The sequence below is a fragment of the Arthrobacter sp. FW306-07-I genome (assembly GCF_021800405.1).
Taxonomy (GTDB): domain Bacteria; phylum Actinomycetota; class Actinomycetes; order Actinomycetales; family Micrococcaceae; genus Arthrobacter.
In genome coordinates this window covers 539,798-562,385 of sequence record NZ_CP084550.1, presented here as the reverse complement: position 1 = coordinate 562,385, position 22,588 = coordinate 539,798, and the positions used below count along the sequence as shown (strand labels likewise).

The 22,588-nt window shown below is 66.5% G+C and carries 18 protein-coding genes, 1 tRNA gene and 1 other RNA gene; 11 read left to right on the top strand and 9 right to left on the bottom strand.

The window, feature by feature from the left end; genetic code table 11:
• Nucleotides 1-73: 73 nt before the first annotated feature.
• The gene (aceB, locus tag LFT46_RS02760; RefSeq protein ID WP_236821188.1) at nucleotides 74-1,726 is read left to right on the top strand and encodes a malate synthase A; all 1,653 of its coding nucleotides are present in this window, start codon (nucleotides 74-76) and stop codon (nucleotides 1,724-1,726) included.
• A gap of 200 nt (nucleotides 1,727-1,926) precedes the next feature.
• Here aceB and LFT46_RS02755 read toward each other — a convergent pair whose 3' ends face one another.
• Nucleotides 1,927-3,120, bottom strand: coding sequence for an MFS transporter (locus LFT46_RS02755; RefSeq protein WP_236821187.1), 1,194 nt, complete (start codon nucleotides 3,118-3,120; stop codon nucleotides 1,927-1,929).
• Nucleotides 3,121-3,263: 143 nt separating this feature from the next.
• Here LFT46_RS02755 and LFT46_RS02750 point away from each other — a divergent pair, with 143 nt between their 5' ends.
• Entirely contained in the window at nucleotides 3,264-4,223 is a 960-nt protein-coding gene (locus LFT46_RS02750; protein ID WP_236800965.1) for a D-2-hydroxyacid dehydrogenase family protein, read from the top strand.
• 14 nt (nucleotides 4,224-4,237) lie between these two features.
• The gene (locus tag LFT46_RS02745; protein WP_236800964.1) at nucleotides 4,238-4,771 is read left to right on the top strand and encodes a GNAT family N-acetyltransferase; all 534 of its coding nucleotides are present in this window, start codon (nucleotides 4,238-4,240) and stop codon (nucleotides 4,769-4,771) included.
• 7 nt (nucleotides 4,772-4,778) lie between these two features.
• Here LFT46_RS02745 and LFT46_RS02740 read toward each other — a convergent pair whose 3' ends face one another.
• Both LFT46_RS02740 and LFT46_RS02735 read right to left on the bottom strand, forming a co-directional pair.
• Nucleotides 4,779-6,959 (bottom strand): amylo-alpha-1,6-glucosidase, encoded by a 2,181-nt coding sequence (locus tag LFT46_RS02740; protein ID WP_236800963.1) that lies wholly within the window; start codon nucleotides 6,957-6,959, stop codon nucleotides 4,779-4,781.
• A gap of 58 nt (nucleotides 6,960-7,017) precedes the next feature.
• The gene (locus LFT46_RS02735) at nucleotides 7,018-8,079 is read right to left on the bottom strand and encodes a glycosyltransferase family 4 protein (RefSeq protein WP_236800962.1); all 1,062 of its coding nucleotides are present in this window, start codon (nucleotides 8,077-8,079) and stop codon (nucleotides 7,018-7,020) included.
• Between the two features lie 224 nt (nucleotides 8,080-8,303).
• Here LFT46_RS02735 and LFT46_RS02730 point away from each other — a divergent pair, with 224 nt between their 5' ends.
• Nucleotides 8,304-9,002 (top strand): DsbA family oxidoreductase, encoded by a 699-nt coding sequence (locus tag LFT46_RS02730; RefSeq protein WP_236800960.1) that lies wholly within the window; start codon nucleotides 8,304-8,306, stop codon nucleotides 9,000-9,002.
• Between the two features lie 35 nt (nucleotides 9,003-9,037).
• Nucleotides 9,038-9,688, top strand: coding sequence for a TetR/AcrR family transcriptional regulator (locus tag LFT46_RS02725; RefSeq protein WP_236800959.1), 651 nt, complete (start codon nucleotides 9,038-9,040; stop codon nucleotides 9,686-9,688).
• 46 nt (nucleotides 9,689-9,734) lie between these two features.
• Here the strand turns inward: LFT46_RS02725 and LFT46_RS02720 are convergent, their stop codons facing one another.
• Together LFT46_RS02720 and LFT46_RS02715 are read right to left on the bottom strand one after the other, a co-directional pair.
• A complete protein-coding gene (locus LFT46_RS02720; protein WP_236821186.1) occupies nucleotides 9,735-10,397 on the bottom strand; it encodes a LytR C-terminal domain-containing protein in 663 nt (220 codons plus the stop codon).
• The gene (locus LFT46_RS02715) at nucleotides 10,390-10,689 is read right to left on the bottom strand and encodes a type II toxin-antitoxin system VapB family antitoxin (RefSeq protein WP_181422479.1); all 300 of its coding nucleotides are present in this window, start codon (nucleotides 10,687-10,689) and stop codon (nucleotides 10,390-10,392) included. Before LFT46_RS02715 ends, LFT46_RS02720 begins: the two co-directional genes overlap by 8 nt.
• A 143-nt stretch (nucleotides 10,690-10,832) precedes the next feature.
• Here LFT46_RS02715 and LFT46_RS02710 point away from each other — a divergent pair, with 143 nt between their 5' ends.
• Nucleotides 10,833-11,762 (top strand): hypothetical protein, encoded by a 930-nt coding sequence (locus tag LFT46_RS02710; RefSeq protein ID WP_236821185.1) that lies wholly within the window; start codon nucleotides 10,833-10,835, stop codon nucleotides 11,760-11,762.
• 94 nt (nucleotides 11,763-11,856) lie between these two features.
• Nucleotides 11,857-13,482, top strand: a complete 1,626-nt coding sequence (locus LFT46_RS02705; protein ID WP_373462145.1) for a stealth family protein — start codon at nucleotides 11,857-11,859, stop codon at nucleotides 13,480-13,482.
• A 64-nt stretch (nucleotides 13,483-13,546) separates the two neighbouring features.
• Here the strand turns inward: LFT46_RS02705 and LFT46_RS02700 are convergent, their stop codons facing one another.
• The 3 genes from LFT46_RS02700 to LFT46_RS02690 all read right to left on the bottom strand — a co-directional run bounded on the left by LFT46_RS02700 (nucleotide 13,547) and on the right by LFT46_RS02690 (nucleotide 16,907).
• A complete protein-coding gene (locus LFT46_RS02700; RefSeq protein ID WP_236800956.1) occupies nucleotides 13,547-14,476 on the bottom strand; it encodes a phosphodiesterase in 930 nt (309 codons plus the stop codon).
• Nucleotides 14,477-14,635: 159 nt separating this feature from the next.
• Complete coding sequence (locus LFT46_RS02695; RefSeq protein WP_236821184.1) at nucleotides 14,636-15,148, bottom strand: glutathione peroxidase; 513 nt, start codon at nucleotides 15,146-15,148, stop codon at nucleotides 14,636-14,638.
• A gap of 52 nt (nucleotides 15,149-15,200) precedes the next feature.
• Nucleotides 15,201-16,907: a M23 family metallopeptidase gene (locus LFT46_RS02690; RefSeq protein WP_236821183.1), complete on the bottom strand. Its 1,707-nt coding sequence runs from the start codon at nucleotides 16,905-16,907 to the stop codon at nucleotides 15,201-15,203.
• A 188-nt stretch (nucleotides 16,908-17,095) separates the two neighbouring features.
• Between LFT46_RS02690 and LFT46_RS02685 the strand changes: the two genes are divergently transcribed.
• On the top strand, nucleotides 17,096-18,031 hold the full coding sequence (locus LFT46_RS02685; RefSeq protein ID WP_236800953.1) for an oxygenase MpaB family protein: 936 nt from the start codon (nucleotides 17,096-17,098) through the stop codon (nucleotides 18,029-18,031).
• Between the two features lie 114 nt (nucleotides 18,032-18,145).
• On the opposite strand, the gene LFT46_RS02680 is transcribed toward LFT46_RS02685, so the two are convergent.
• Nucleotides 18,146-18,230, bottom strand: a tRNA-Ser gene (locus LFT46_RS02680).
• A gap of 331 nt (nucleotides 18,231-18,561) precedes the next feature.
• Here LFT46_RS02680 and LFT46_RS02675 point away from each other — a divergent pair.
• The 3 genes from LFT46_RS02675 (at nucleotide 18,562) to LFT46_RS02665 (ending at nucleotide 22,576) form a co-directional block, all read left to right on the top strand.
• Nucleotides 18,562-18,885, top strand: coding sequence for a hypothetical protein (locus LFT46_RS02675; protein ID WP_236800952.1), 324 nt, complete (start codon nucleotides 18,562-18,564; stop codon nucleotides 18,883-18,885).
• A 45-nt stretch (nucleotides 18,886-18,930) separates the two neighbouring features.
• An RNA gene (gene ffs / locus LFT46_RS02670) (signal recognition particle sRNA small type) lies at nucleotides 18,931-19,027 on the top strand.
• Between the two features lie 21 nt (nucleotides 19,028-19,048).
• Nucleotides 19,049-22,576: a DNA polymerase III subunit gamma and tau gene (locus tag LFT46_RS02665; RefSeq protein WP_442863665.1), complete on the top strand. Its 3,528-nt coding sequence runs from the start codon at nucleotides 19,049-19,051 to the stop codon at nucleotides 22,574-22,576.
• Nucleotides 22,577-22,588 lie beyond the last annotated feature (12 nt).

Here is a 22,588-nt window from a genome sequence, read left to right as displayed (position 1 = left end):
GAGGATTTCCGATCCCGGCCCACCCAGGTAAGTCCCGCCGTCGAACTTCCCTTTTGTCTTTAAGGAGACTGAGATGAACAGCTTCACCGATAGCTTCACGATCAATGGCATTACCCTGACCGCGCAGCCGATTTGCCGGCAGGACGAAGTACTTACCCCGGACGCTCTGACGTTCATCGCGAAGCTGCACCGGGCCACTGCCAGCCGCCGGCAGGAGCTGCTGCAGGCACGGCGCACGCGGCGGGCTGACATCGCTGCCGGCGCCGATCCGCGGTTCCTCCGGGAGACCGAGCACATCCGGAATGACCCGTCCTGGCGGGTCGCTCCCCCGGCACCTGGCCTCGAGGACCGCCGGGTGGAAATCACGGGCCCTGTGGACAAGAAGATGACCATCAACGCCCTGAACTCCGGAGCCAAGGTGTGGCTCGCGGACATGGAGGACTCCTCCACCCCGACATGGCGCAACGTCATCAAGGGCCAGCTGAATCTCACCGATGCGCTGGAGCGCCGGATCGACTTCACCAGCGAAGAGGGAAAGGAATACAAGCTCCGCCCGGCCGGCGACCTGCCCACCATCGTGGTCCGGCCCCGCGGCTGGCACCTGCCGGAGAAGCACATGCTGATCGACGGCCAGCCGGTCGCCGGCGGCATCGTGGACTTCGGCTTGTTCTTCTTCCACAACGCCCGCCGCCTTCTGGCCCAGGGCAAGGGCCCGTACTTCTACCTGCCCAAGATCGAGAACCACCTCGAAGCCCGGCTGTGGAACGACATCTTCATCCTGGCCCAGGACTTGCTCGGCATCCCGCAGGGCACCATCCGCGCAACGGTGCTGATCGAAACCATCACCGCCGCGTTCGAAATGGAGGAGATCCTCTACGAGCTGCGCGACCACGCCGCGGGCCTGAACGCCGGCCGCTGGGACTACATCTTCTCCATCATCAAGAACTTCCGCACCCGCGGCCCCCGCTTCGTGATGCCGGACCGCAGCCAGGTGACCATGACGGCCCCCTTCATGCGCGCCTACACCGAACAGCTGGTCCGGGCCTGCCACAAGCGCGGCGCCATGGCCATCGGCGGTATGGCTGCAGCCGTGCCCAACCGCAAGGACCCCGAAGCCAACGCCAACGCCCTCGAGAAGGTCTGCGCTGACAAGACCCGCGAGGCCAATGATGGCTTCGACGGCTCCTGGGTGGCCCACCCGGACCTGGTGCCCATCTGCCGTGAGGTGTTCGACGGCGTCCTCGGCGACCGCCCCAACCAGCTCGGCAAGCTCCGCGAGGACGTCACCCCTGACGACCGTGCCCTCATCGATATTGCTTCCCTGCACGGCACCATCACCGAACAGGGCATTCGGAACAACATCGAAGTGGGGATCCGCTACATCGAGTCCTGGCTGCGCGGCAACGGCGCGGTGGCCATCCACAACCTCATGGAGGACGCCGCCACCGCCGAGATCTCCCGGTCCCAGCTGTGGCAGTGGATCTATGCCCGGGCCATCACGGACCACGGCGAGATCGTCAGCCACGAGTGGGTGGAGGAACTGCTGGACGAGGAATTCGCCCGGCTGGAACGCTTCGACGGCGACCGGTTCGAGGACGCCCGGGACATCTTCGAGGAAGTCACCCTCGCCACCGAGTTCCCGTCCTTCCTCACGCTTCCCGCCTATGCCCGCTACCTGACCGAGGCCCGCGAGAAGGCAACGGTTGAGGAGCTGGCTGCGGCCTGACACTCAAGAAACTTCCGTTTGCCGGGCCGGCACGCCCTTCGCAACAGGCCCCCCGAAATCCGGGGCGCCGGTCCGGCAACGGAGCACCACAGTCACCTCCGCGAGATGGCGTTTAACGGCAATGTTCCAAGGAAACATTGCGCTCAAATGGCATCTCGCGTGAGGTGTTTAAAGAAGAAGCCCGACGGCGGCACCTCGCCTTAGCGGCCTTTAGGCACCTTCCGCACAGAGAGGGTGGTGCTGACGAAGAAGGTCAGCACCGAAACCAGGATGACCAGCAACGCGGGGGTCCACGACTCCGCGCTGTCGTGCACGAAGCCCACCAGCGGCGGGGCCACCGCTCCGAGGCAGTAGCCCAGGCCCTGGACGGTGGCGGACATCCGCCCGGCGGAGGCCTGGTCGCGGGCCAGCTTGATGATGGCGATGAAGATCAACGTGATGCCGCCGCCCTGGGCGATGCCGCCGGACGTTGACCACAGCCACCACAACTGCGGCGCGAGAAGCAGCCCCACCGGAACGGGAAGCCACAAGGCACCCAGGGTGACCGCCACCGCCGTCGTGCTCATATATTTGGCTGCAAATGGCACGCCGAGCCCGCCCACTATGGCGAGGATCTGGAAGATCGAGGAGGCGGCTCCGGCCTCTGCGGCGCTCATGCCCAGCTCGTCGTGCAGGTAGCTGGGCAGCCACGCCGTGACTCCGTAGTAGGAGAACGCCTGGCCACCGAACCCGGCCGTAAGCCCGAACGTGATCCAGCCGGAACCCCCCACCCTCGCGAGTGGCGCGTCCCCGCCATCCTCAGCCTCAGCCAGGAATGCCGTCCGCGGTCCCACCGCCAGGACCCACACCACCACGGCGGCGACGGCCAGGACGGCAACACTGGCCAAGGCAACTCTCCACCCCGTCGCGGCCGCAAGCGGAGCCATGATGACCGAGGTCAGGAAGGACCCGATGTTCAGCGCGGCGGTGTAGATTCCCATGGCCGTCCCCTGCCGCCGCGGAGCGAAATCGCGGCGGATGATCAGCGGCACCGCGATGTTGCCCACCGTGATGGCCACGCCAAGGACCACCGTGCCGGCCACCACCAGCACCGGGCCCCCGGCGGAGCGCACCAGCACGCCGGCCAGGACTCCCAGGATGGTCAGCGTAACGGCGAACTCGGCACCGAATTTCCGGGCCGCAAGGGACGCCAAGGGAGCCGCGAGCGAGAAGCAGAGGACGGGGATGCTGGTCAGCAGCCCCAGCATGACCGGCGAAAAATGCAGTTCCGCCTGCATGAGGTCCACCAGGGGTGCGACGGCGACGAAAGGGCCGCGGAGGTTCAGCGCAAGCAGGCCGATGCAGGCCAGCAGGACCCAGCTTTTCGGAATGCGGGACAGGACGCGGCCGCTCACAGGGACAAAATCGGGAATGGGCGAGGATTCATCACTCCCATTGCTATCATGCCCGGCGTTGCTGGAGTTTTAGGCGCCCTCCCGGCCGGCGCTGCCATACGATGAACGTGACCCAAGGACGCAGCAAACTGGGAAGGACACCCATGACGCACCGCTTGGCCATCCTCGACGACTACCAGGACGTAGCCCACGGCTTCGCCGACTTCGCGGCCTTGGAGGCGGAGGGGGTCACCGTGACCTCCTACCGCGAGCCTTTCGCTTCCCGGGACGCCCTGGTTTCGGCGCTGGCGGACACCACCATGGTGATTGCGATGCGTGAGCGGACGGCGTTCCCGCGCGAGGTGTTTGAGAAGCTTCCAGGGCTTGAGCTGCTGGTCACCACCGGAATGGCGAACGCCGCCATCGACGTGGCAGCCGCGGCCGAGCACGGAGTAACGGTGTGCGGCACGCCCGGTTCGCCCACGGCAGCGCCGGAACTGACCTGGGCCCTGCTGCTGGCCATCGCCCGGCACCTTCCAGCGGAGGAGAACTCCCTCCGGGCCGGAACGTGGCAGTCGACTGTTGGTGTGGAGCTGGCCGGAAAGACGCTGGGGATCGTGGGGCTGGGCAAGATCGGACGGCGGGTGGCCACCTACGGGCAGGCCTTCGGCATGGATGTGGTGGCGTGGAGCCAGAATCTCACTGCGGACGCGGCCAAGGAGGCCGGTGCCCGGCTGGTGTCCAAGGAGGAGCTCTTCACGGTTGCCGACGTGGCCACCCTCCACCTGCGGCTCTCCCCACGCTCGGAGAACACGGTGGGCGAGGCAGAGCTGCGGCTGCTGGGGCCTGACGGCATCCTGGTGAACACCGCCCGCGGGCCGCTCGTGGATCAGGAGTCGCTGATCAAAGCGCTGAATGAGGGGTGGATCCGGGGCGCCGCCTTGGACGTCTTCGACCAGGAACCCCTGCAGGCCGGGCACCCGCTCCTGGCTGCGCCCAACACCGTGCTCTCCCCCCACCTGGGCTACGTCACCCAGGAAAGCTACCGACAGTTTTACGGCGGCGCCCTTGAGGACATCACCGCCTGGCTGGCCGGCTCCCCCATCCGAACCATCACCGCCTGACCCGGAAGAACAGCATGACCCACACCATCCGCAGGGCAACAGCGGACGACGCCGGCGCGTTGGCTGCGCTGGCGGCCGTCACCTTTCCGCTGGCCTGCCCGCCGTCGTCGTCACCTGCCGACATTGCCGCCCACCTGGCCAACACGCTGAGCGAGGAACACTTCAAGGGGTACCTTGCGGACCCGGACACCACCGTCCTGGTCGTCGATGCCGACGGCCAGCTCAATGGCTACAGCCTGCTGGTGGACCGGCCCGCAACGGATCCCGATGTGGCCTCTGTCCTGACCCTGCTGCCGTCCGTGGAAATCAGCAAGTGCTACGTCCACCCGGACTACCACGGCCTGGGCGCGGCCGCCGAACTCATGCACGCCAGCCTCCAGGCCGCTGCAGCATGCGGCGGTTCCGGAACCTGGTTGGGCGTGAACAGCCAGAACGCCCGAGCCATCCGGTTCTACGAAAAATCCGGTTTCCGCAAGGTGGGCACCAAGTCGTTCCGGCTGGGCAGCACTGTTGAACATGACTTTGTGCTGGAGCGCTCCCTGCCCTGACCCTGGTTCAACTGCCCGGCTGGTTCTGCCCCTGGCGCACGGAACTGCCGGCAAAACCGTTAGGCGGGTAGGCCAGCGGCGGGCGGGGCTCGGTCAGGAGTCTGAGTCCCGGCGGAAGCCCATCGATACTGCCCTTGGTTCCGGCGGCGCTGATGGTCACCCTGCTGGAGTCCAGCATGACGTTTTCGGCCCGGAACGATCCCACGACTTCGGGCAGGATGGGTGCCAGGTGCACCACGTCGCGGGTGAAGACGGGGTCGAACCGGAGCAGGATCCGGGCGAGCTGGACGGGCGCAGCGGCCGCCCAGGCCTGCGGGGAGCATGCTGTGGGATAGGGCACCGGGCTGGGGAATTCCCCGCGGTCGAAGCCGCAGAACAGTTCCGGCAGCCGACCGTCGAAGTGCGCAGCGGCGTCGAAGATCCCCAGGGCTACCCGCTTGGCCTCGTCCACGAACCCGTACCGCATCAGGCCGGTGGCCACCAGCGCCGTATCATGCGGCCAGACCGAGCCGTTGTGGTAGCTGACGGGGTTGTAGGCGCCCATGTCCGAGGCCAGGGTGCGGATCCCCCAGCCGGTGAACATCTGCGGGGACATCAGGTGCTCCATCACGGACTCGGCTTTGTCCTGGTCCACGATGCCGGTCCAGAGGCAGTGTCCGATGTTGGACGTCAGGGCGTCGACCGGCCGCTTGTCCTTGTCCAGCGCCACGGCGAAGTAGCCCTTATCCGGCAGCCAGAACTTCTTGTTGAACTCCTCCTTGAATGCCGCGGCCTTATCGGCCCAGTGCAGTTCCAGGGCCGGGTCACCGCTCCAATGGGCCAGCAGTGACCTGCCCAGGTAGGCCGAGTACACGTATGCCTGGACCTCACACAGGGCGATCGGCGCTTCAGCGATGGTGCCATCGGCGAAGTTGATGCCGTCCCAGGAGTCCTTCCAGCCCTGGTTGACCAGGCCGTGGTCGTTGGCGCGGAGGTATTCGACGAACCCATCGCCGTCCCGGTCGCCGTATTTTTCGATCCAGTCCAGCGCACGGTCGGCATGTGCCAGCAGTGGCTGGATCTTGTCCCGGGAGAGTCCCCAACGGCTCAGCTCGCCGAGGACAGCCACGAAGAGTGGCGTTGCATCTGCCGTCCCGTAATAGGCCGTGCCGCCGAGCGAAAGACCTGCTGTCACGCCGAGCCGGACCTCGTGCGGGATCCGCCCGGGTTCCTCCTCCGAGTCCGGGTCCACCTTCTTTCCCTGGATCCCGGCAAGGGTCTGCAGCGTGCCCAGGGCGAGGTTTGGGTTGACCATGAGGCTCATGTAGGAGGTCAGCAGCGAGTCCCGCCCAAACAGCGCCATGAACCACGGCGCACCGGCAGCAACCGCTGCCCGCTCCGGATGGTGGGCGTCGAAGATGCGCAGGGCACCAAGATCACTCTGGCTCCGGTTGAGCAGGTTTTGGAGGCTGGCGTCCTCGATGCTGATCCTGGGGAGGGCTTCCTCCCAGGCCAGGTGCCGGCGCACACCCTCGCGGTGGTGCGGCAGTTGTCCTTCCGTGAATGGCTCTTCCGGCGCTTCTCCGTTCACCAGCGGCACCACAATCACACTGGTGGCCCATTTTCCCCGGGCGGGGACGGTCACCCGGAAGCGCAGGCCCTCGGTGGTAACCTCCGCGTCCCGGGCCCCGATCGCAGAGCCGCGCTGCTGGCCATGGCGCGCCGCCTCGATGACAAGCCTGCCCCCTGAAACGGTCCGGGTGGTGTCATCCGCCCCCGTGGTTCGTCCACCTTTTACGTCGAACAGGTCGGCCTGGTCAGCATCGACAAGGAGCTCGATGTCGCATTCCACGGGCTCGGCGGCATAATTTTCCAGCGTGATGTCGTCCTGCAGACCCGGGCCGATGTGCCGCACCTGCCGGACAACCAGTGGACTGTCGAATTTTCCGCCGGGCCACTTCGCCCGCCCTACGAAGGTGGCCTGGAAGGGGTGGGGCCGTTGGGCTGAAAGCGGTTCGCGCAGCGAGCCGTTGACGCGCAGTATCCAGCGGGACACGATGCGGGTGTCCTGGTAGAACGCTCCGTTCGTGCCGGCGTCGGCGCTGATGTCGCCGCTGGCTGCGGAGATACAGAACGAAGATCCTTCCAGGACCGTAACCGCGCCTGAATCGGACCCGGTCGCCTCTATGTCTTCGTTCCAAGCGGTCATGGAAAGACTCCCTTCTGAAGGGGAAGCTGCCCCGGGGATCGGGAAAGCAGTTCTGCCCCTATCGATTCTGGTGCAAGCGGGTACCGTGTGGAACCCCTGGTGGCATGCGTCCCTCAATCAGGTCACCGAAGAGTTCCAGGTGTTGGGCCACCATCCGTTGGGCACTGAATTTGTCCTCAACGGATTTGCGGCAACCAGCCCGGTCCAGGGCGGCAGCAGCGGGAATGAAGCCTGCCAGTTCCTCTGTCGTTCCGAGGAACCCGGTGCGCCCGTGCTTCACGATTTCCGGGGCGGAGCCGATGTACGTCCCCACCACGGGCGTACCGGTGGCCAGGGCTTCGATCATCACCAGCCCGAAAGGTTCGGCCCACTGGATGGGGTTCAGGAAGGCTGCTGCCTCCCCCATCAGCCGGTATTTGGCGGCGTCGTCCACCTCGCCCACGAAGTCCTCGTTGGGACCCAGCATTGGTTCAATAACTTCCCGGAAGTAGCGGATTTCGTCCGGCTCCCGCATTTTGACCGCGATCTTCAGGTGCATCCCGGCCTGCCGGGCGATGGTGATGGCCTCAACAAGGCCCTTGTCCGGGCACGAGCGGCCCAGGAAGCACAGGTAGCCGCCGCTTCCGGACCCAACCGGTACGGCCGAAAGGTCCATGCCATGATGGATCACGCGGGTCACGGGAACCGTGGGTGCGTGTGATGCCTGGTCCCTTGAAATGGCAATGACAGCGCCCTTCCGGGCAACGGCGCGATAGATGTCTGCCGCCTGCTCGTGGATGGGCCCGTGGATAGTGGTCGCCACCGGCACCCCTGCCGGCCGGTGCAGGTAGAGGGGCCCAATGAAGGTGTGGTCGTGGATGACGTCCACGTCCTGCAGCCCCTCATAGGCCCTGATTACATGGCTCAACTCCGACATGGTGGTACCCAGTCCGCCGTAGTCTGCCGGACGCATTCCGGGAACGAGCGGCACGGGACACGCGCTCTCCGTCGGCGCCGCCAGTAACACCTCATGACCTGCGGCCATGAAGCCGCGGGCAAGGGTGTCAACTACTCTTTCAGTGCCCCCGTACATTACGGGGGGAACGGGAATCCAAGGTCCCGAAACCAGTCCAATCCGCATTCCTGGCCTCCCAGGTGATACAGGCCGGGCTCCCCAGCTGGCCGGGCGAAACTTCCACCGGGACAATTTCGTATTCCGCGGTGCTTTCCACTTCGAAAGGGCCCGCTGCTCGACGCCTCTGCTCCGACTATCTACCCAGCAGCGGCTCCAAGACAAGACCCAGTGTGCTGAATGTCATACCGCCGGCCCGGAATGGCGCCCGCGGTACGCGGGTTGTGAGAAACATGAAGATTGAGATCTGGTCGGACGTCGCGTGCCCGTGGTGCTTTATCGGCAAGCGACGGTTCGAAGCTGCCCTGGCTGCATTTCCCCACCGCGACGCCGTTGACGTGGTGTGGCGGAGCTACCAGCTGGATCCCACGCTGCCGGAACACTACGACGGCACCGAACTGGAGTACCTGAGCAGCCGCAAGGGCATGCCGGCCCAGCAGGTCTCCCAAATGTTCGAGCACGTGGCCCAGCAGGCAAAGGGCGAAGGCCTGTACTACCGGTTCGACAAGGTGGTGGTGGCCAACAGCTTCACCGCCCACCGCCTGATCCACCTGGCCGCGGCACACGGCAAGCAGGATGCGGCGAAGGAACGCCTGCTCAGCGATCACTTCGAGCACGGCAAGGACATCGGCAGCCGGGAGTATCTGACCGCCCTCGGCAGGGACCTGGGCTTGCCGGCTCCCGAGGTGGATGAGCTGTTCACCACGGACAAGTACTCGGACGAGGTCCGGTTCGATTTCCAGGAGGCCCGTGGCCTGGGCATCAGCGGGGTCCCGTTCTTCGTAATCGACCGCAAGTTCGGGTTGTCCGGAGCCCAGCCCACGGAGACGTTCACCGCCGCCCTGAACCAGGCCTGGCAGGAAGCGAATCCTCTGGTCCTGGTCAATTCCACGGAAGCTGAAGCCTGCGGTCCGGACGGCTGCGCCGTCTAGCGCACTTTACTGACACATAGCGGTAAAGTGTCCGCATGCCCAGGATTTCAGCGGCCAGCAATACCGAACAACGCGCGGAGACCCAGCGCCGCATCCTCACCGCTTTCGGCGAGCTACTGTTCACCCATGGCCTTCCAGGGCTGACCATGACTGATGTTGCGCGCCATGCAGGCATTGGCAGGACCGCCGTCTACAACTACTTCGCGGACATCGAAGAGCTCCTGATCTCCTACGCCCTCGATGAGACCGAGAAGTTCCTCTCCGACCTGCGCGACGCGCTGGAGCGCCTGGAGAACCCGGTGGAACGGCTGGCCCTGTACGTCCGCGCCCAGGTGGTTGACCTCAGCCGCCGCCACCTCCCGCCGGGACCTGCCATGGGTGCCGTACTGTCGCCGTCGTCCTTTGCCAAGCTTTCCGACCACGTGGGTGAGCTCAGCGTCCTGCTCCAGGGCATCCTGCGGGACGGCATGGAGCAGGGCTACCTGCCGGTGGCCGATGTGGGCCAGCAGTCACAGCTGATCCTGGGCACCCTGTCCTCCAGCGCGGCGAGGGGCAGCGACGAGCCCGCCGAACTGGAGGCCCGGGTGGCCCGGACCGTGCGGTTCATCCAGTTGGGCGCAGGTGCAAGGTTCGACGACGAGGGGCGGCCCATTCGGGTGGCGCAGCTTCCGGCGGTGGCCAGTTAGCAAGCAGCCACCAGGTGCGGGGCCCAAGAAATCAGGGGCAAAATGATCAGGCCGCAGGGGTGACGGGCAGCTTGTCCGGGTCGGCTATGCGCCGGCTTTCCCTGGGGCAGCTGAGCTGGCCCGGCGTCTGGTCCACCAGCTCCGGCGGGACGAGCGCCTTGTAGTCCTGCGCCAGGATCACGTCAACGCTGGCGTCGGTCCTGCCGTCCTGGAAATAGTCCGACCCCTGGAGATTGCGCTGCACCGTGAAAGCCGCGGCTTGTCCGGCCGCACCTGACACCACCGCAGCCACGCCCCGGTAGCCGGCGTTGACGTTCGCTACGTTCCCCACCACGAACTTCCGGGCCAGGAACTCGTCCGCCACGGAGCGGGCGAGCCCGGCCCGGCTGGTGGAGTTCAGGACATTGAGGCTGACTTTGTCGTTGGGCGTGTAATCGAAGGTCGAGGCGGGGCAGGACGATACCGGCGTCGGGGCCGGTTCGGCGGCAGGAATTTTCAGCCGGCCATTGATGATGGCCATGGCAAGGATGATGCCGGCCGCGATCAGGCCGATCAGCAGAACCAGCACCACGCCGTGCAAAACGCGGCGGCGCACCCGGGCGGTCTCATCGGCGTCCTTGGCCGCCTCCAGGGCGGCGCGCAGCTCCGGGCCGGAAACAACATGGTGGCCATGCAGGACGCCGGGGTCCTGCGGCCGCTTCCTAGCCATCGAGCACCAGGACCCTGGCGTGGATTGCAGTGCGCTGGTGCAGTGCGGTCCGGACGGCGCGGTGCAGCCCGTCCTCCAGGTACAACGTGCCCTGGTACTGCACGACGTGAGGGAAAAGGTCACCAAAGAAGGTGGAGTCCTCTGCCAGCAGCGCTTCCAGGTCCAGGGTGCGCTTGGTGGTCACCAATTCGTCCAGCCTGACGGGCCGCGGCGGCAGGGATGCCCACTGTTTCGGAGTGTTGTAACCATGGTCGGGGTAAGGGCGGCCCTCGCCCACAGCTTTGAATATCACCATGCCACAGTAGGCACCGCAGTGCGCCAGCGAAAGTAGCAGGGCTGGCAGGTGCCAGGTTGTAGCCAAACAGTGACAAAACGCCACGTCCGCGCGCTTGGTGCCTGCGCAGGCACCGCCGGCCTTGCTGAGACAATGGAGCCATGACAGCAACCGAGTCCCCCGCCGTACCCGCGCCCGGAATCCGACTGCCGTCCCCACCGCCGCTGGCGCTCCTGCTGGATGTGGACGGACCGGTGGCCAGCCCGGTGACCCGGAACGTCAAGCCGGACATCATCCGTGACCTGGTGGCCCTCGCCGCGGCAGGGATCCCCGTCATCTTCAACACCGGCCGCTCCGACGCCTTCATCCGCGAGCAGGTGATGGAGCCGATGATCGCGGCAGGCATCCCGGCAGGCACCGTCATCCACGCCATCTGCGAAAAGGGGGCGGTCTGGTTCAGCTACACCTCCGCCGGGCCGGGTCCCATCCACGTGGACCGGGAGCTGGCCGTGCCGGCAGCGTACGGCGAGGACATCCGCCGGCTGGTGGCAGAGGACTATGCGGCTCACATGTTCTTTGATGAGACCAAGCGCGCCATGGTGTCTGTGGAGCAGCACATCGATGTACCCAGCGCCGACTACCTGGCCGAGCAGAAGCTGTTCGACGCCGAGGCCATGGAGCTTATGGCGCGCCACGGGCTGGGCGTTGTCCGCCTGGACCACCACGTCCCCAATTCCGACGACGAGGTGGACTACCGCGTCGATCCCACCATCATCTCCACGGACATCGAGTCCGTGCGCCTGGGGAAGGACCTGGGCGCCAGCCGGGCGGTGGAGCTGCTTGCCGCCCAGGGCATCACGCCGCAGGCGTGGCGGACCGTGGGTGACTCGCGCACCGACTACGCCATGGCCGACTGGCTGCACCACAATGACCACGCCGTGAAGCACGTCGACGTGCGTCCTGCCGACGGCGTACCCAACAAGCCCTACCCGGTACTCACGGCGGAGGACCTGGGGCTGGAAGCCACGGTTATCCATGACGACGCCGGCGGCGCCTTCCTGCGCGCATGGCGCGAGGCGCTGGACGACTGAGCCCCTGCCGGGCTACCGTCCGACGGTGACTGCGGGGCCCCGACGGCGCCCCGGAACATGCAGTTACTCCGGCAGGACTATCATGCAGGTAAGAATGCCCACTTCCAGAAGCGCGGAGATAACCATTACAGAAGCACCGGTCCAGGACGAGGTCTACTACGGCGGCCAGGCGTCCGTGGAGGAACAATTTCACGCCGAGATCACATCACGGGCGGCGGAGCAGCGGCTCAGCCACCGGACTGACGTCATCCGGCACAAGGGCCGCTACGCCCTGACCAATGACACCAGGACCCCTTATCAGGCCATGGTGGAAGACCTGCTGTTCCTGCGCAATGTCCTGGCGAACGCCGACCTCTCCTACCTCCTGGTCCGCGGCAACAACGACCGCCCTGTGCTGGCCGTGGACTGGAAGGACCGGAAGAAGCTCCGCGCCGCGCTGGTGGAGGCCTGCCGCGATGAGCCCTTCTACTCCATGACGGTGGATGCCAAGAAGAAGACCTCCGTCCTGGTGGCAGACGGCGAACTGTCCCCCAGCCGGCAGGCACGAATTTTTCGCTTGTACCGGCCCCGGGTGGAGCCGGTGGGCGGTTTTGAGTTCGGCGCCTCCGCCGGCGTCCAGATCGAGCTGTGGTCCTTCGAGGGGGAACAGCTGATCCTCCCCATTGAGAACTCCCTGACCCGCAGGACGCTGCTGCGCCAGGATGCAGTTCGCGGGACTGTTGAGCGTTACGGCCACACCTGGCCCACCATCGAGAACATGTTCGCCGACCATGCAAGCGACATCAGCTTCGACATCGACATTGTTTTCTCGTGGGTGGATGGCAGTTCCCCGGAATACATCGCCGCCCGCCGCGCCCAGCAGAAGGGGCACGTGCTGGGCGAAGGTGATGAACACGAGGCACGGTTCCGGCAGATCGACGAACTCAAGTACGCCCTGCGGTCCGTGTACATGTTTGCGCCCTGGATCCGCCGTATTTTCATTGCCACCGACTCCCCCGCACCTGCCTGGCTGGCGGACCATCCGTCCGTCACCATTGTCCGCAGTGAAGAATTCTTCGCCGATCCCTCCGTGCTGCCCACCCACAACTCACAGGCTGTGGAATGCCAGCTGCACCACATCGAGGGGCTGTCCGAGCACTTCCTGTACTCCAATGACGACATGTTCTTTGGCCGCCCAGTGAGCCCCGACATGTTTTTCACTCCCGGCGGGATCACCAAGTTCATCGAGGCGGAAACCCGGATTGGACTGGGCGAGAACGACGCCGAGCGCAGCGGCTTCGAAAATGCTGCCCGGGTGAACCGCAAGCTCCTGTGGAACCGGTTTGGCCGTATCACCACCCGGCACCTCGAGCACACGGCCGCGCCCCTGCGGCGCAGCCTGGTGGAGCAGATGGAGCAGGAGTTCCCGGAGGAGTTCCGCAAGACGGCGGCCAGCCGGTTCCGTGCGGCGGACAACATCTCCGTGACCAACTCGTTCTACCACTACTACGCCCTGCTCACCGGCCGGGCCGTCACCCAGACAGCGGCCAAGGTGCGCTACGTGGACACCACCATGCGCGCGGGACTGAAGTACCTGCCCAAGCTGCTCGCCAAGCGGAACATGGACTTCTTCTGCCTGAACGATGGCAGTTTCCCTGAAGTCAGTGCCGATGAGCGCGCCGAAGTGGTGACGAACTTCCTGGAGCGTTATTTCCCCATCAAGGCACCCTGGGAAAAGTAGCCGGGCGGTCAGGGCGCAGGTGCCGGCCCGCACACGTGGGGCCGGCACCCAGGCATCGGCGGCCCTAGCGCCGAATAGGGCTTCCAAGCCTGGCGCTGCCGCGCTGCTTGGTGGTTTCCGGGATCCGGATGCCGGCCGCTTCCAGCCGCCGGGCGGTCTCTTCCGGTGACACGTACTCGCCGACAGTGGGCGAGCTGCCCAGCGGGACCACAGAATGCACGATGGTGTGCTCGTAGACATGGACCAGGTTGAAGGCCTGGCCGCCATCCCGCCCGCGGGTGGCTCCCGCCGGAACGTTGAGGTCCTGCGTATAGCAGGAGGCGGACGCGACCGAGACGGGAACGCCGGCAAAGCCCGCCGTGGTGGAGTAGTGAAGGTGCCCGGCCAGGATGGTGCGGACATCAGAGTTGCGCACCACTGCGGCCAACGACGCCTGGTCCCGCAGTTCCACCAGCACCGAAAGATCCAGCACGGATGGGACCGGGGGGTGGTGGAGGGCCAGGATGGTGCCGTCCGGTGCGGGGGTTTCCAACTGCCGGGCCAGCCACTCCAGTTGGGCGGCACTCAATTCGCCGTGGTGGAAGCCCGGGACGGTGGTGTCCAGCGTGATGACGCGCAGCCCATTAATGAAGTAGCTGTGGTCCACCGGCTCATCCGTGCCGGGTTGGTCCAGCAGGCCTTGGCGGAAATTGGCCCGATCATCGTGGTTGCCCATAGCCCAAATAACCTGGGCGCCAAGCTCCCTGCAGGCGGGCTCGACGATGGCGCGCAGCTTCACGTAGGCCTGGGGATCGCCCTTGTCGGCGAGGTCGCCCGTAAAGATCACGGCTTCGGGCCTGGCGCCGGACGCTTTGACTTCGTCGAAGAGCTGGATGAGCCTGGCTTCGCTGTCGACGGTTCCGTAGAGGGGTTCTGGACCTCCCAACAGGTGGGGATCGCTCAGGTGGAGTAGGAAGTGGCGCGGCCGGGGATGTTCGGCCTCGATGTGCTCCATTGCTACCTCTATGGTCGGTGGGAAGCCGTTCTTCCCTTGTACCCTTCAGTAATATTTATCCAATCAGACATTTGGCAAACATGGGGTAAATTGCCGTCGTTGATGTGGAAAAAGTTACAAGAACTGCGCTTTTGCGTGGGCAAACCGCCGGGCCACCTTTTATCCGAGCGCATGCTCGATTGCCTCGATGATCTCTGCGGAGTCCGGCTCGATCGTGGGGGCGAACCGGGCCACTACGTCCCCCTCGCGGCTGACCAGGAACTTCTCGAAATTCCACTTCACCAGCCCCGGCAGCAGGCCGGTCCGGAACTTGGTGAGCTCGCCGTAGAGCAAGTGCTGCTTCCTGCCGCGGACATCAGTCTTGGCCGTCAGGGGGAACGTAACGCCGAAATTCCGTTCGCAAAAGTCAGCGATTTCGTCGTCTGTACCGGGCTCCTGCCCCGCGAACTGGTTGCACGGGACGCCCAGGACCTCGAAACCCCGGTCCCGGAACTTGGCGTAGAGAGCTTCGAGGCCGGCGTATTGGCGGGTGAAGCCACAGTTGGAGGCGACATTGACCACCAAAACTACTTTTCCCTTGAACTGCCCGAAACTCGTCCTGGTGCCGTCGTTGAGAATCAACGGGATCGGATACAGGGGGCGCGGGCTGCGCATCAGCGAAGGATTGTTCATATGGGGAGTTCGATGCCGTGCCCCCGATGTACGGGTCAGGAATGAAATTTCCTTAGGCGGGCGGCGTTGTTGGTGCAGGTCCAGTCAACGAGGGCGTGGGGCTTGGCGCAGGCGCCACCGTCGTCGGCGCCGGCTCAGGTGCGGGCGCCGTTGGCAGGGGTTCGCTTGGCTGCGGTGCCGGTGCCGGTTCCGGCGGCGGCGGAACAGGTTCGATGGGCGCCGGTTCGATGGGCGCCGGCTCGATGGGCGCCGGCTCGATGGGCGCCGGCTCGATAGGCGCGGGCTCGATAGGTGCAGGTTCGATGGGCGCGGGCTCGATAGGCGCGGGCTCGATAGGTGCGGGCTCGATGGGGGCAGGTTCGGTGGGCAATGGAACAGGATCCGTGGGTGCCGGCTCGGACGGGGCCGGCTCACTCGGTACCGGTTCGATGGGCGCAGGCTCAGTCGGCGCAGGCTCGATCGGGCCCGGTTCATCCGGCGCCGGAACAGGTTCGGACGGGGCAGGCTCACTCGGTACCGGCTCAGTCGGCGCAGGCTCAGTAGGCGTAGGAGTCGGGTTGGCTGGCTCTGCGGGCGACGGCGACGGCGACGGCGACGGCGACGGCGACGGACTCGGCGAAGTGGGCGACGGCGCCGGGGCTGGCTCAGCAGCCGGCGGTCCGCTGGGTGCCGGGCCGGACGAAGGCGGCACGGCACCTCCGGAAGGTTCGGGCGGTGGCGGGGCCGACGTCGTCCTTTGCGCGCTGGGAGGCGGGAGAACAATACCCGTAGGTTCGGACGGCAGCGGGTTCGGAACACGTGGCAGGAGCGGCGGGAATGGCGACGGGAGCAGCCCGGCCGCGGGCGATCCATCGCCCGGGTCCACTTGGAGGGGAATGGTCCAGCTGATCGTGCCGGTGGAGGTCCCCTGCCCCGGCGCGAACGACACCATGTCGGCCGGAACCTGGCCCAGCGCGCGGAGCTGGAGGAAGCTCCACCGCAGGGGGTTGGTGTAGCGGCCGTTGAGGATGGCCTCAAAATGCAGGTGGCAGCCCGTGGACCATCCCGTGGTGCCCACGCGTGCAAGAACCTGGCCCACCTTCACCGTGTCGCCGGTACGCACGCCGATGGACTCAAGGTGGTTGTAGGTGGTGATGAGGCCGTCGCCGTGGTCGATCTCTATCCGGTTGCCGCCGCCCCAAGGATGCCAGCCCGCGGCCCGCACAACACCTGAATCAGCGGCGTAGACGGGCGTGCCACAGGCCGCTGCGTAGTCCTGGCCCAAATGGAAGTCCCCCGCTGTCCCGCTGAGCGGGCTGACCCGGAGACCGTAAGGCGAACTGGCGTCAAGGGACTGGAGCGGTGACATCAGGAAGCCGGCCAACGGCCTGCCTGCGCCGGCGGGTCCCAAGGTCAGGGCCCCCGGTCCCACCTGGTCGGCGCCTCCAATCGAGGTGTGCGGGAACGCCAGGGTGACCTGCGGATCGGACAGGATGGCAGGCGGAAGTGCGCCCGCAACAACCTGGTCCGATGCCGGCGGAGCTGATTGCCGTTGCACCTTTTGGCCCGTGCCGGCGTCCGGGGTTCCGAAGGGAGCGGCAACACCCGGATTGACTCCGGCAGGCGCCACGGACCCTGCCAGCTGTCCCGGTTCTGCGGCGGAAAGGTTGACGGCGTAAACAGACGCGGCCATCACACCTGCAGCGGCGGCGGCGCGGGCAACGGGGGGAAACGTTCGCTGCTCCGGCTTCCTGCTGCCGGACACGGATTTCTTCGCCAATTGACTGACTCCACGACGTGGCCTGCCGCACGTTGTCTCGACGGTATGTCCCATGGGACCACAGGACCTCACAGGTGGAAACCCCGGGCCGGGGCATTACGGGTTTTTTATCGGGCCTTAGGGGGATGCGGATCTGCGCTTGAAGCCATGAGCACTGCTGTCCGGGCCGGAATGGGCAACAATGGTTCATGCGCAATGTCCTTCGTACATGGCGGGACGAAGTCAAAAAGACCTTTTCAGGCAAGGCCGACGCCCCGCCGGAGTGGTCGCTGCGCCTGGCCGAAGGCGACGACGCCGGCTACCACCTGCCCGGTTCAGCGGTCTGGGCTGTACACGGCTCCATGACGCCCATCGTGGGAGGCATCCGCACGCTGCTGATGCAGTCGCTGCATCCGGGCGCCTTGGCGGGCGTTCACGAGCACTCCAACTTCCGTGATGACCCCCTGCGCCGGCTGGCCAACACCATCCGCTGGATCTTCACGGTGACGTACGGATCCACTGCGGCGGCGGAGGAGGCAACACGGCGTGTCCGCCACCTCCACGAGCCGGTCCAGGGCAGCTACCAGGACAACAACGGCGGCCAGCGCACCTACAGTGCCAACGATCCGGCACTCGCCGGCTGGATCCACATCGCCTTCACGGACGGCTTCCTCGCAGCCCACAAGACCTGGGGCGGCCCCATTCCCGGCGGCGCCGACGCCTACGTCCGGGAGTGGGCACAAGCGGGCCGGATGATGGGGGTGGAAAACCCGCCGACGACTGAAGCGGAGATGCGCAGCCAACTGGACAGGTGGTACGCGCAGGGCCAGCTGAGGGCAGACGGACGGGTGGAGGAAACCGTGCAGTTCCTCCGCAACGCTCCGCTCCATCCCCTGCTGAGGCCCGGTTACCGCATCCTGTTTGCCGGCGCCGTATACAGCCTGGAACCCCGGTACCGCGAGATGCTGGGGCTTTCTGTACCACGGCTGGGCCCCTTTCCCCTTCCGGTGAGGCTGGCCACGAAGGTGGTGCTCGGCGTCGTACACCTCGCCCTGGGCGGCATTGGCCGGCGCATGGGTCCGAGTGAAATCGCCGCGAGGCAGCGCCTGACACGGCTCGGGGAGCCGTCGGCGGACCTGGCGTAAGCGAGCCTTCGCCGACAAGGCCGGCGACATGAAAAAGCCAGGGAAAAGAGTGCCGACGACGGCGAAAAGCAAGAACCCGGCCCCAACGTTTGCTGGGGCCGGGTTCTTGACCGGCGGAGAATGGGGGATTTGAACCCCCGAGGGCGTTAACCCAACACGCGTTCCAGGCGTGCGCCATAGGCCGCTAGGCGAATTCTCCATCTGCTTCTGAATCAAAAGCAGGTACCAGATTACCTGAACTTTTCCGCATCGCCCAATTGGCCCGTCCGGAGCAGCTTTGGGGCGTCGGCGTCCGCACACCGCGGAGACTTCTGTCGGCGTCTTTAATCTGAAAATGGACGCCCCCAATGCGCCCATTCCCTGGTGCACCGTTGAGCTGCCGGGTCCGTCCCGTCCAACCAGGCCACGCAGCTCACAACCTTGAGATTGCCCCAATCGGTGTACGTTCCAATGATCGCGGCTGCGGCGGGGATAAGCAATGGAATGCGCGAAGTGTCCGGCCCCTTGCGGCATCGGGCAGGATAGGGGCCATGGCAGAGCTGCATGCACTGGTGGTTTACGTCCCCACGTCCCACACCCGGGAGGTTCTGGATGCCATCGGCGACGCTGGAGCTGGCCGCGTGGGCAATTACTCCCACTGCTCTTTCGTCACGCCGGGGACCGGGAGGTTCACACCGCAAGAAGGCGCCCGGCCCTTCCTTGGACGGCCAGGCACCCCTGAAATAGTTGCCGAGGAACGCATCGAGTGCGTGATCGAAGAGCAGGTGCTGGCCGCCGTCGTGGCTGCTTTGCGTGCCGCGCACCCGTACGAGGAGCCCGCCTTCATGACCTGGCGCGTGGAAGGCTGGCGGTGACGGGAACCCGATTCGAGTCGGGCCACATGTTCGGGTAAAGTATCTGACGGCCCCTCATGTGGCGTCATCCTGTTGAACTCCCCCAGGACCGGAAGGTAGCAAGGGTAGACGGGCTCTGGCGGGTGCATGGGGGGTCTTTACTATTCCCCCACAGGGCGGCATGATGTCAGCCCGGATTGGTAGGGTTTTCTCTGTGACAGTTACTACCGCCCTGTACCGCAGATACCGTCCCGACTCGTTCGCTGACGTTATCGGGCAGGAGCACGTCACCGAGCCGCTCATGACGGCTTTGCGGAAGAACCGGGTCAACCACGCCTACCTTTTTTCCGGCCCCAGGGGCTGCGGAAAGACCACGTCCGCCCGCATCCTGGCCCGCTGCCTCAACTGCGCCCAGGGTCCCACCGACACCCCCTGCGGAACCTGCCCCAGCTGCATCGAGCTGGCACGTGGCGGCTCCGGCTCCCTCGACGTCATCGAGATCGACGCCGCGAGCCATGGTGGCGTCGACGACGCACGGGACCTCCGCGAGCGGGCCACCTTCGCCCCCGTACGCGACCGCTACAAGATCTTCATCATCGACGAAGCCCACATGGTCACCTCTGCCGGGTTCAACGCCCTGCTGAAGATCGTGGAAGAGCCGCCGGAACACATCAAGTTCATCTTCGCCACCACGGAGCCGGACAAGGTCATCGGCACCATCCGGTCCCGGACCCATCACTACCCGTTCCGGTTGGTGCCGCCTGAGCCGCTGATGGCGTACCTCGAGCTCCTGTGCCGCCAGGAAAACGTCCCCGTTGCCCCGGGCGTGCTGTCACTGGTCATCCGGGCCGGCGGCGGCTCCGTCCGTGACTCGCTCTCCGTCCTGGACCAGCTCATGGCAGGCGCAGGGCCCAACGGCCTCGACTATGAACTCGCCGTCGCGCTGCTGGGGTACACCCACGCCTCACTGCTGGACGACGTCGTGGAGGCCATCGCCGCCTCCGATTCCGCCACCGTCTTCCGCGCCGTGGACCGGGTCATCCAGACCGGCCACGATCCTCGCCGGTTCGTGGAGGACCTGCTGGAGCGATTCCGCGACCTGATCATTGTCCAGGCAATGCCCGAAAGCGCCCACGCCATCCTTCGCGGGATGCCGGCCGACCAGATCGCACGGCTGCAGAACCAGGCCCACAACCTCGGCGCCGCGGAACTTTCCCGCGCCGCAGATGTCACCAATACCGCTTTGACGGAGATGACCGGTGCCACGTCGCCGCGGCTGCACCTGGAACTGCTGTGTGCCCGGATCCTGCTGCCCAGCTCTGAGCAGAACGAACGCGGCATGGCTGCACGGATCGACCGCGTGGAGCGGCGGCTGAACTACGCAGGAAACGACGTCGGAGCTCCCGCCGACGCAGCCCCGGCAGTACCAGCAGCCGCAGTTCAGGCAGGCCCGACAGAGGCAGCAACGGCGGCAGCCCCTGCTGGAACTCCTGCCGCGGCTTCCGGCACGTCATCAGCCGGCCCCCGCCCTGCCCCGGAGCAAGCCAGCCCTGAAGCGGGCCGCGAGCAGGCGCCGACCAGCCCTGCCGCGCAGCCGGCCCAGGAGCCGACCATTCCGTCCATGCCCGCTGCGTCTGCCGCACCCGCGGCCGGCAGCCAGAGCCCTCCCGCCGCCGAAGCACCGCGGAGCCCGCTTACACCACCAAGGGTCAGCACCAGCGACTGGCCTGTGGAAGAACCCGCCCGGGCCCGGACACAGCAGGGCCCCGGGACTGCAGTTTCCAACCACCCAGTGCCGGAGGCGAACGCTTCGCCGCATGCAGGCCCAGCGTCCGAGCCACAGGATCACCGGGCGGCACCCGGGCAGGCTTCCAATGCGCCCGCCACGCCCCAGGCCCCGGGCAACCAGGCACCCGCGCCGCAGCAGGCTGCACCGGGCAGGACAGCGCCCTCCGGTCCCCCGGCCATGGGTGATGTGGAGGTCCTCCGCAGGGCGTGGCCCGACGTCCTCCAGGCACTGTCCAAGATCAAGCGCAGCACCTGGGCGCTGGTTGAGCCCAATGCGCAGGTAAGCGCGTTCGACGGCAGCGTCCTCACCTTGGCTTTCACCACGTCCGGACTTGCAGGCGCCTTCGGCCGGGCAGACCACTCCGACAACCTTCGCCAGGCCATCCACAGGACCGTTGGCCTTGACTGCCAGATCCACGCCGTTGCCGGTGGCGCCAGCCAGGCGAGCTCTGAGCCAAACCCAAAAGTGCCCGCCAGCCCGGTGGTTCCGGCCTCTTCAGCTGACATTGCCTGGGGTCTGGCTCCTGCGCCGGCCCAATCGGCCTCACCGGCACAGGCCCCTGCCTCGCCCGTCCAACCGGCGTCACCGGCACAGGCCCCTGCCTCGCCCGTCCAACCGGCCTCACCGGCACAGGCCCCTGCCTCAACGTTCCAGCAGGCGCCGGCCCCTTCGACCACGTCCAGGACCGCCCCCGGAACTCCGGACGGCCCGGCAGCCCAACCAAGTGAACGTTCCGGTGGTTCCCCCACTGCCGGTACCTCCGCCATTAGCGGAAGTTCCGGGAGCTCTGCCGTTGCCGCCAGCCCGGCAACGGCCGCACCGAAGGGCACGCCCGCTGCGGGCGACATCGCTGAAACAGATCCGCCACAGGGTGTGAACGGCCGCGGCCAGCAGGCCCCTGAACCCGTCCAGGCGGCGGCCGGGAGGCCGGAAACCCCACGTGGCGCCTCCGGCCCTTACCCCGGCCAGTCCCCGCACTCGTCAACCGGCGGTGACTACTCCTACTCCGATGATGACTGGGGACCGCCCCGGGACGAGGACGCTCCCCCGCTGGACGAGGAACCTCCCATGGACTGGGAGCCCTCCGGGGGTCCTGCCAACCGCAGCGCCCCGTCCTCCCCTGCACCCGGCGGCCGCCCGCCTGCCGACGGCCAGGGGGCTGGTACGCGGGCCCACGGAAGTTCGGCCGTCGCTCCGCGCGCGGACAGTGCCGCCCCCCAGTCCGCGAACCCCTCCGCTGAGCCGGCCGGCGTGCCGCACGATCCATGGACGCGGGCCGTGGAGCAGGCTCCCGGCGTCTGGGTTGTGGGAGACAAGAGCAACGTGGGTGCCAAACCCGTAGCCGCCTCCGGCAGCGACAACATCGGAGCACAGGCCACCGTTCCGCACTACGCGCCGGCAACGGCCCAGGTGCCGCCCTCGATTCCCGTGGCCCCGCTGCCTGCTGCCACGCCAGGGCACGGCTGGGATCCGGGGTCAGTTTCCGGCAACGGCCACCCGGCCTCCGCCACGGAAAGCTACCAGGCGTCGTCACCGGAGCCCGCCCCGGTACCCGAATACGCCATGGCCTCCGCTGCGCCCGCCACGGTTTCGCCAGCCACTGTTGCACCCGCCACTGTTACACCCGCTGCACCGGCGCGCCCACAAGCGCCTGCAACTGCCCCGGCCGCCGGAAGAACCGAAACACGGCAAAGCCTGTACCAGCGGCTTTCAAGCAGTCCGGAAGCTGAGGCCGGTCGTGCCAAGGCGCCCGCCAGGGCAACCGCCGCTCCCAGTGCCTATGTCCAGGACATCCCAAGCGCCGATGACGAAACCATTGAGGAGTCGGGTGTGTTCGGCCGGGCGGCTGTGGAGCGCATCCTGGGTGGCAAGCTGATTGAAGAGCGGTCCCTGGACGGCAGCCCTGTTCCGCCACGCTATTGACCCTGGGCAAGG

Bases quoted from the DNA above. Each gene is read 5' to 3' on its own strand.
- aceB (WP_236821188.1), top strand. From the start codon at position 74: ATGAACAGCTTCACCGATAGCTTCACGATCAATGGCATTACCCTGACC.
- LFT46_RS02750 (WP_236800965.1), top strand. From the start codon at position 3,264: ATGACGCACCGCTTGGCCATCCTCGACGACTACCAGGACGTAGCCCAC.
- LFT46_RS02745 (WP_236800964.1), top strand. From the start codon at position 4,238: ATGACCCACACCATCCGCAGGGCAACAGCGGACGACGCCGGCGCGTTG.
- LFT46_RS02740 (WP_236800963.1), bottom strand. From the start codon at position 6,959: ATGACCGCTTGGAACGAAGACATAGAGGCGACCGGGTCCGATTCAGGC.
- LFT46_RS02735 (WP_236800962.1), bottom strand. From the start codon at position 8,079: ATGCGGATTGGACTGGTTTCGGGACCTTGGATTCCCGTTCCCCCCGTA.
- LFT46_RS02730 (WP_236800960.1), top strand. From the start codon at position 8,304: ATGAAGATTGAGATCTGGTCGGACGTCGCGTGCCCGTGGTGCTTTATC.
- LFT46_RS02725 (WP_236800959.1), top strand. From the start codon at position 9,038: ATGCCCAGGATTTCAGCGGCCAGCAATACCGAACAACGCGCGGAGACC.
- LFT46_RS02720 (WP_236821186.1), bottom strand. From the start codon at position 10,397: ATGGCTAGGAAGCGGCCGCAGGACCCCGGCGTCCTGCATGGCCACCAT.
- LFT46_RS02710 (WP_236821185.1), top strand. From the start codon at position 10,833: ATGACAGCAACCGAGTCCCCCGCCGTACCCGCGCCCGGAATCCGACTG.
- LFT46_RS02705 (WP_373462145.1), top strand. From the start codon at position 11,857: ATGCCCACTTCCAGAAGCGCGGAGATAACCATTACAGAAGCACCGGTC.
- LFT46_RS02700 (WP_236800956.1), bottom strand. From the start codon at position 14,476: ATGGAGCACATCGAGGCCGAACATCCCCGGCCGCGCCACTTCCTACTC.
- LFT46_RS02695 (WP_236821184.1), bottom strand. From the start codon at position 15,148: ATGAACAATCCTTCGCTGATGCGCAGCCCGCGCCCCCTGTATCCGATC.
- LFT46_RS02685 (WP_236800953.1), top strand. From the start codon at position 17,096: ATGCGCAATGTCCTTCGTACATGGCGGGACGAAGTCAAAAAGACCTTT.
- LFT46_RS02675 (WP_236800952.1), top strand. From the start codon at position 18,562: ATGGCAGAGCTGCATGCACTGGTGGTTTACGTCCCCACGTCCCACACC.
- LFT46_RS02665 (WP_442863665.1), top strand. From the start codon at position 19,049: ATGTCAGCCCGGATTGGTAGGGTTTTCTCTGTGACAGTTACTACCGCC.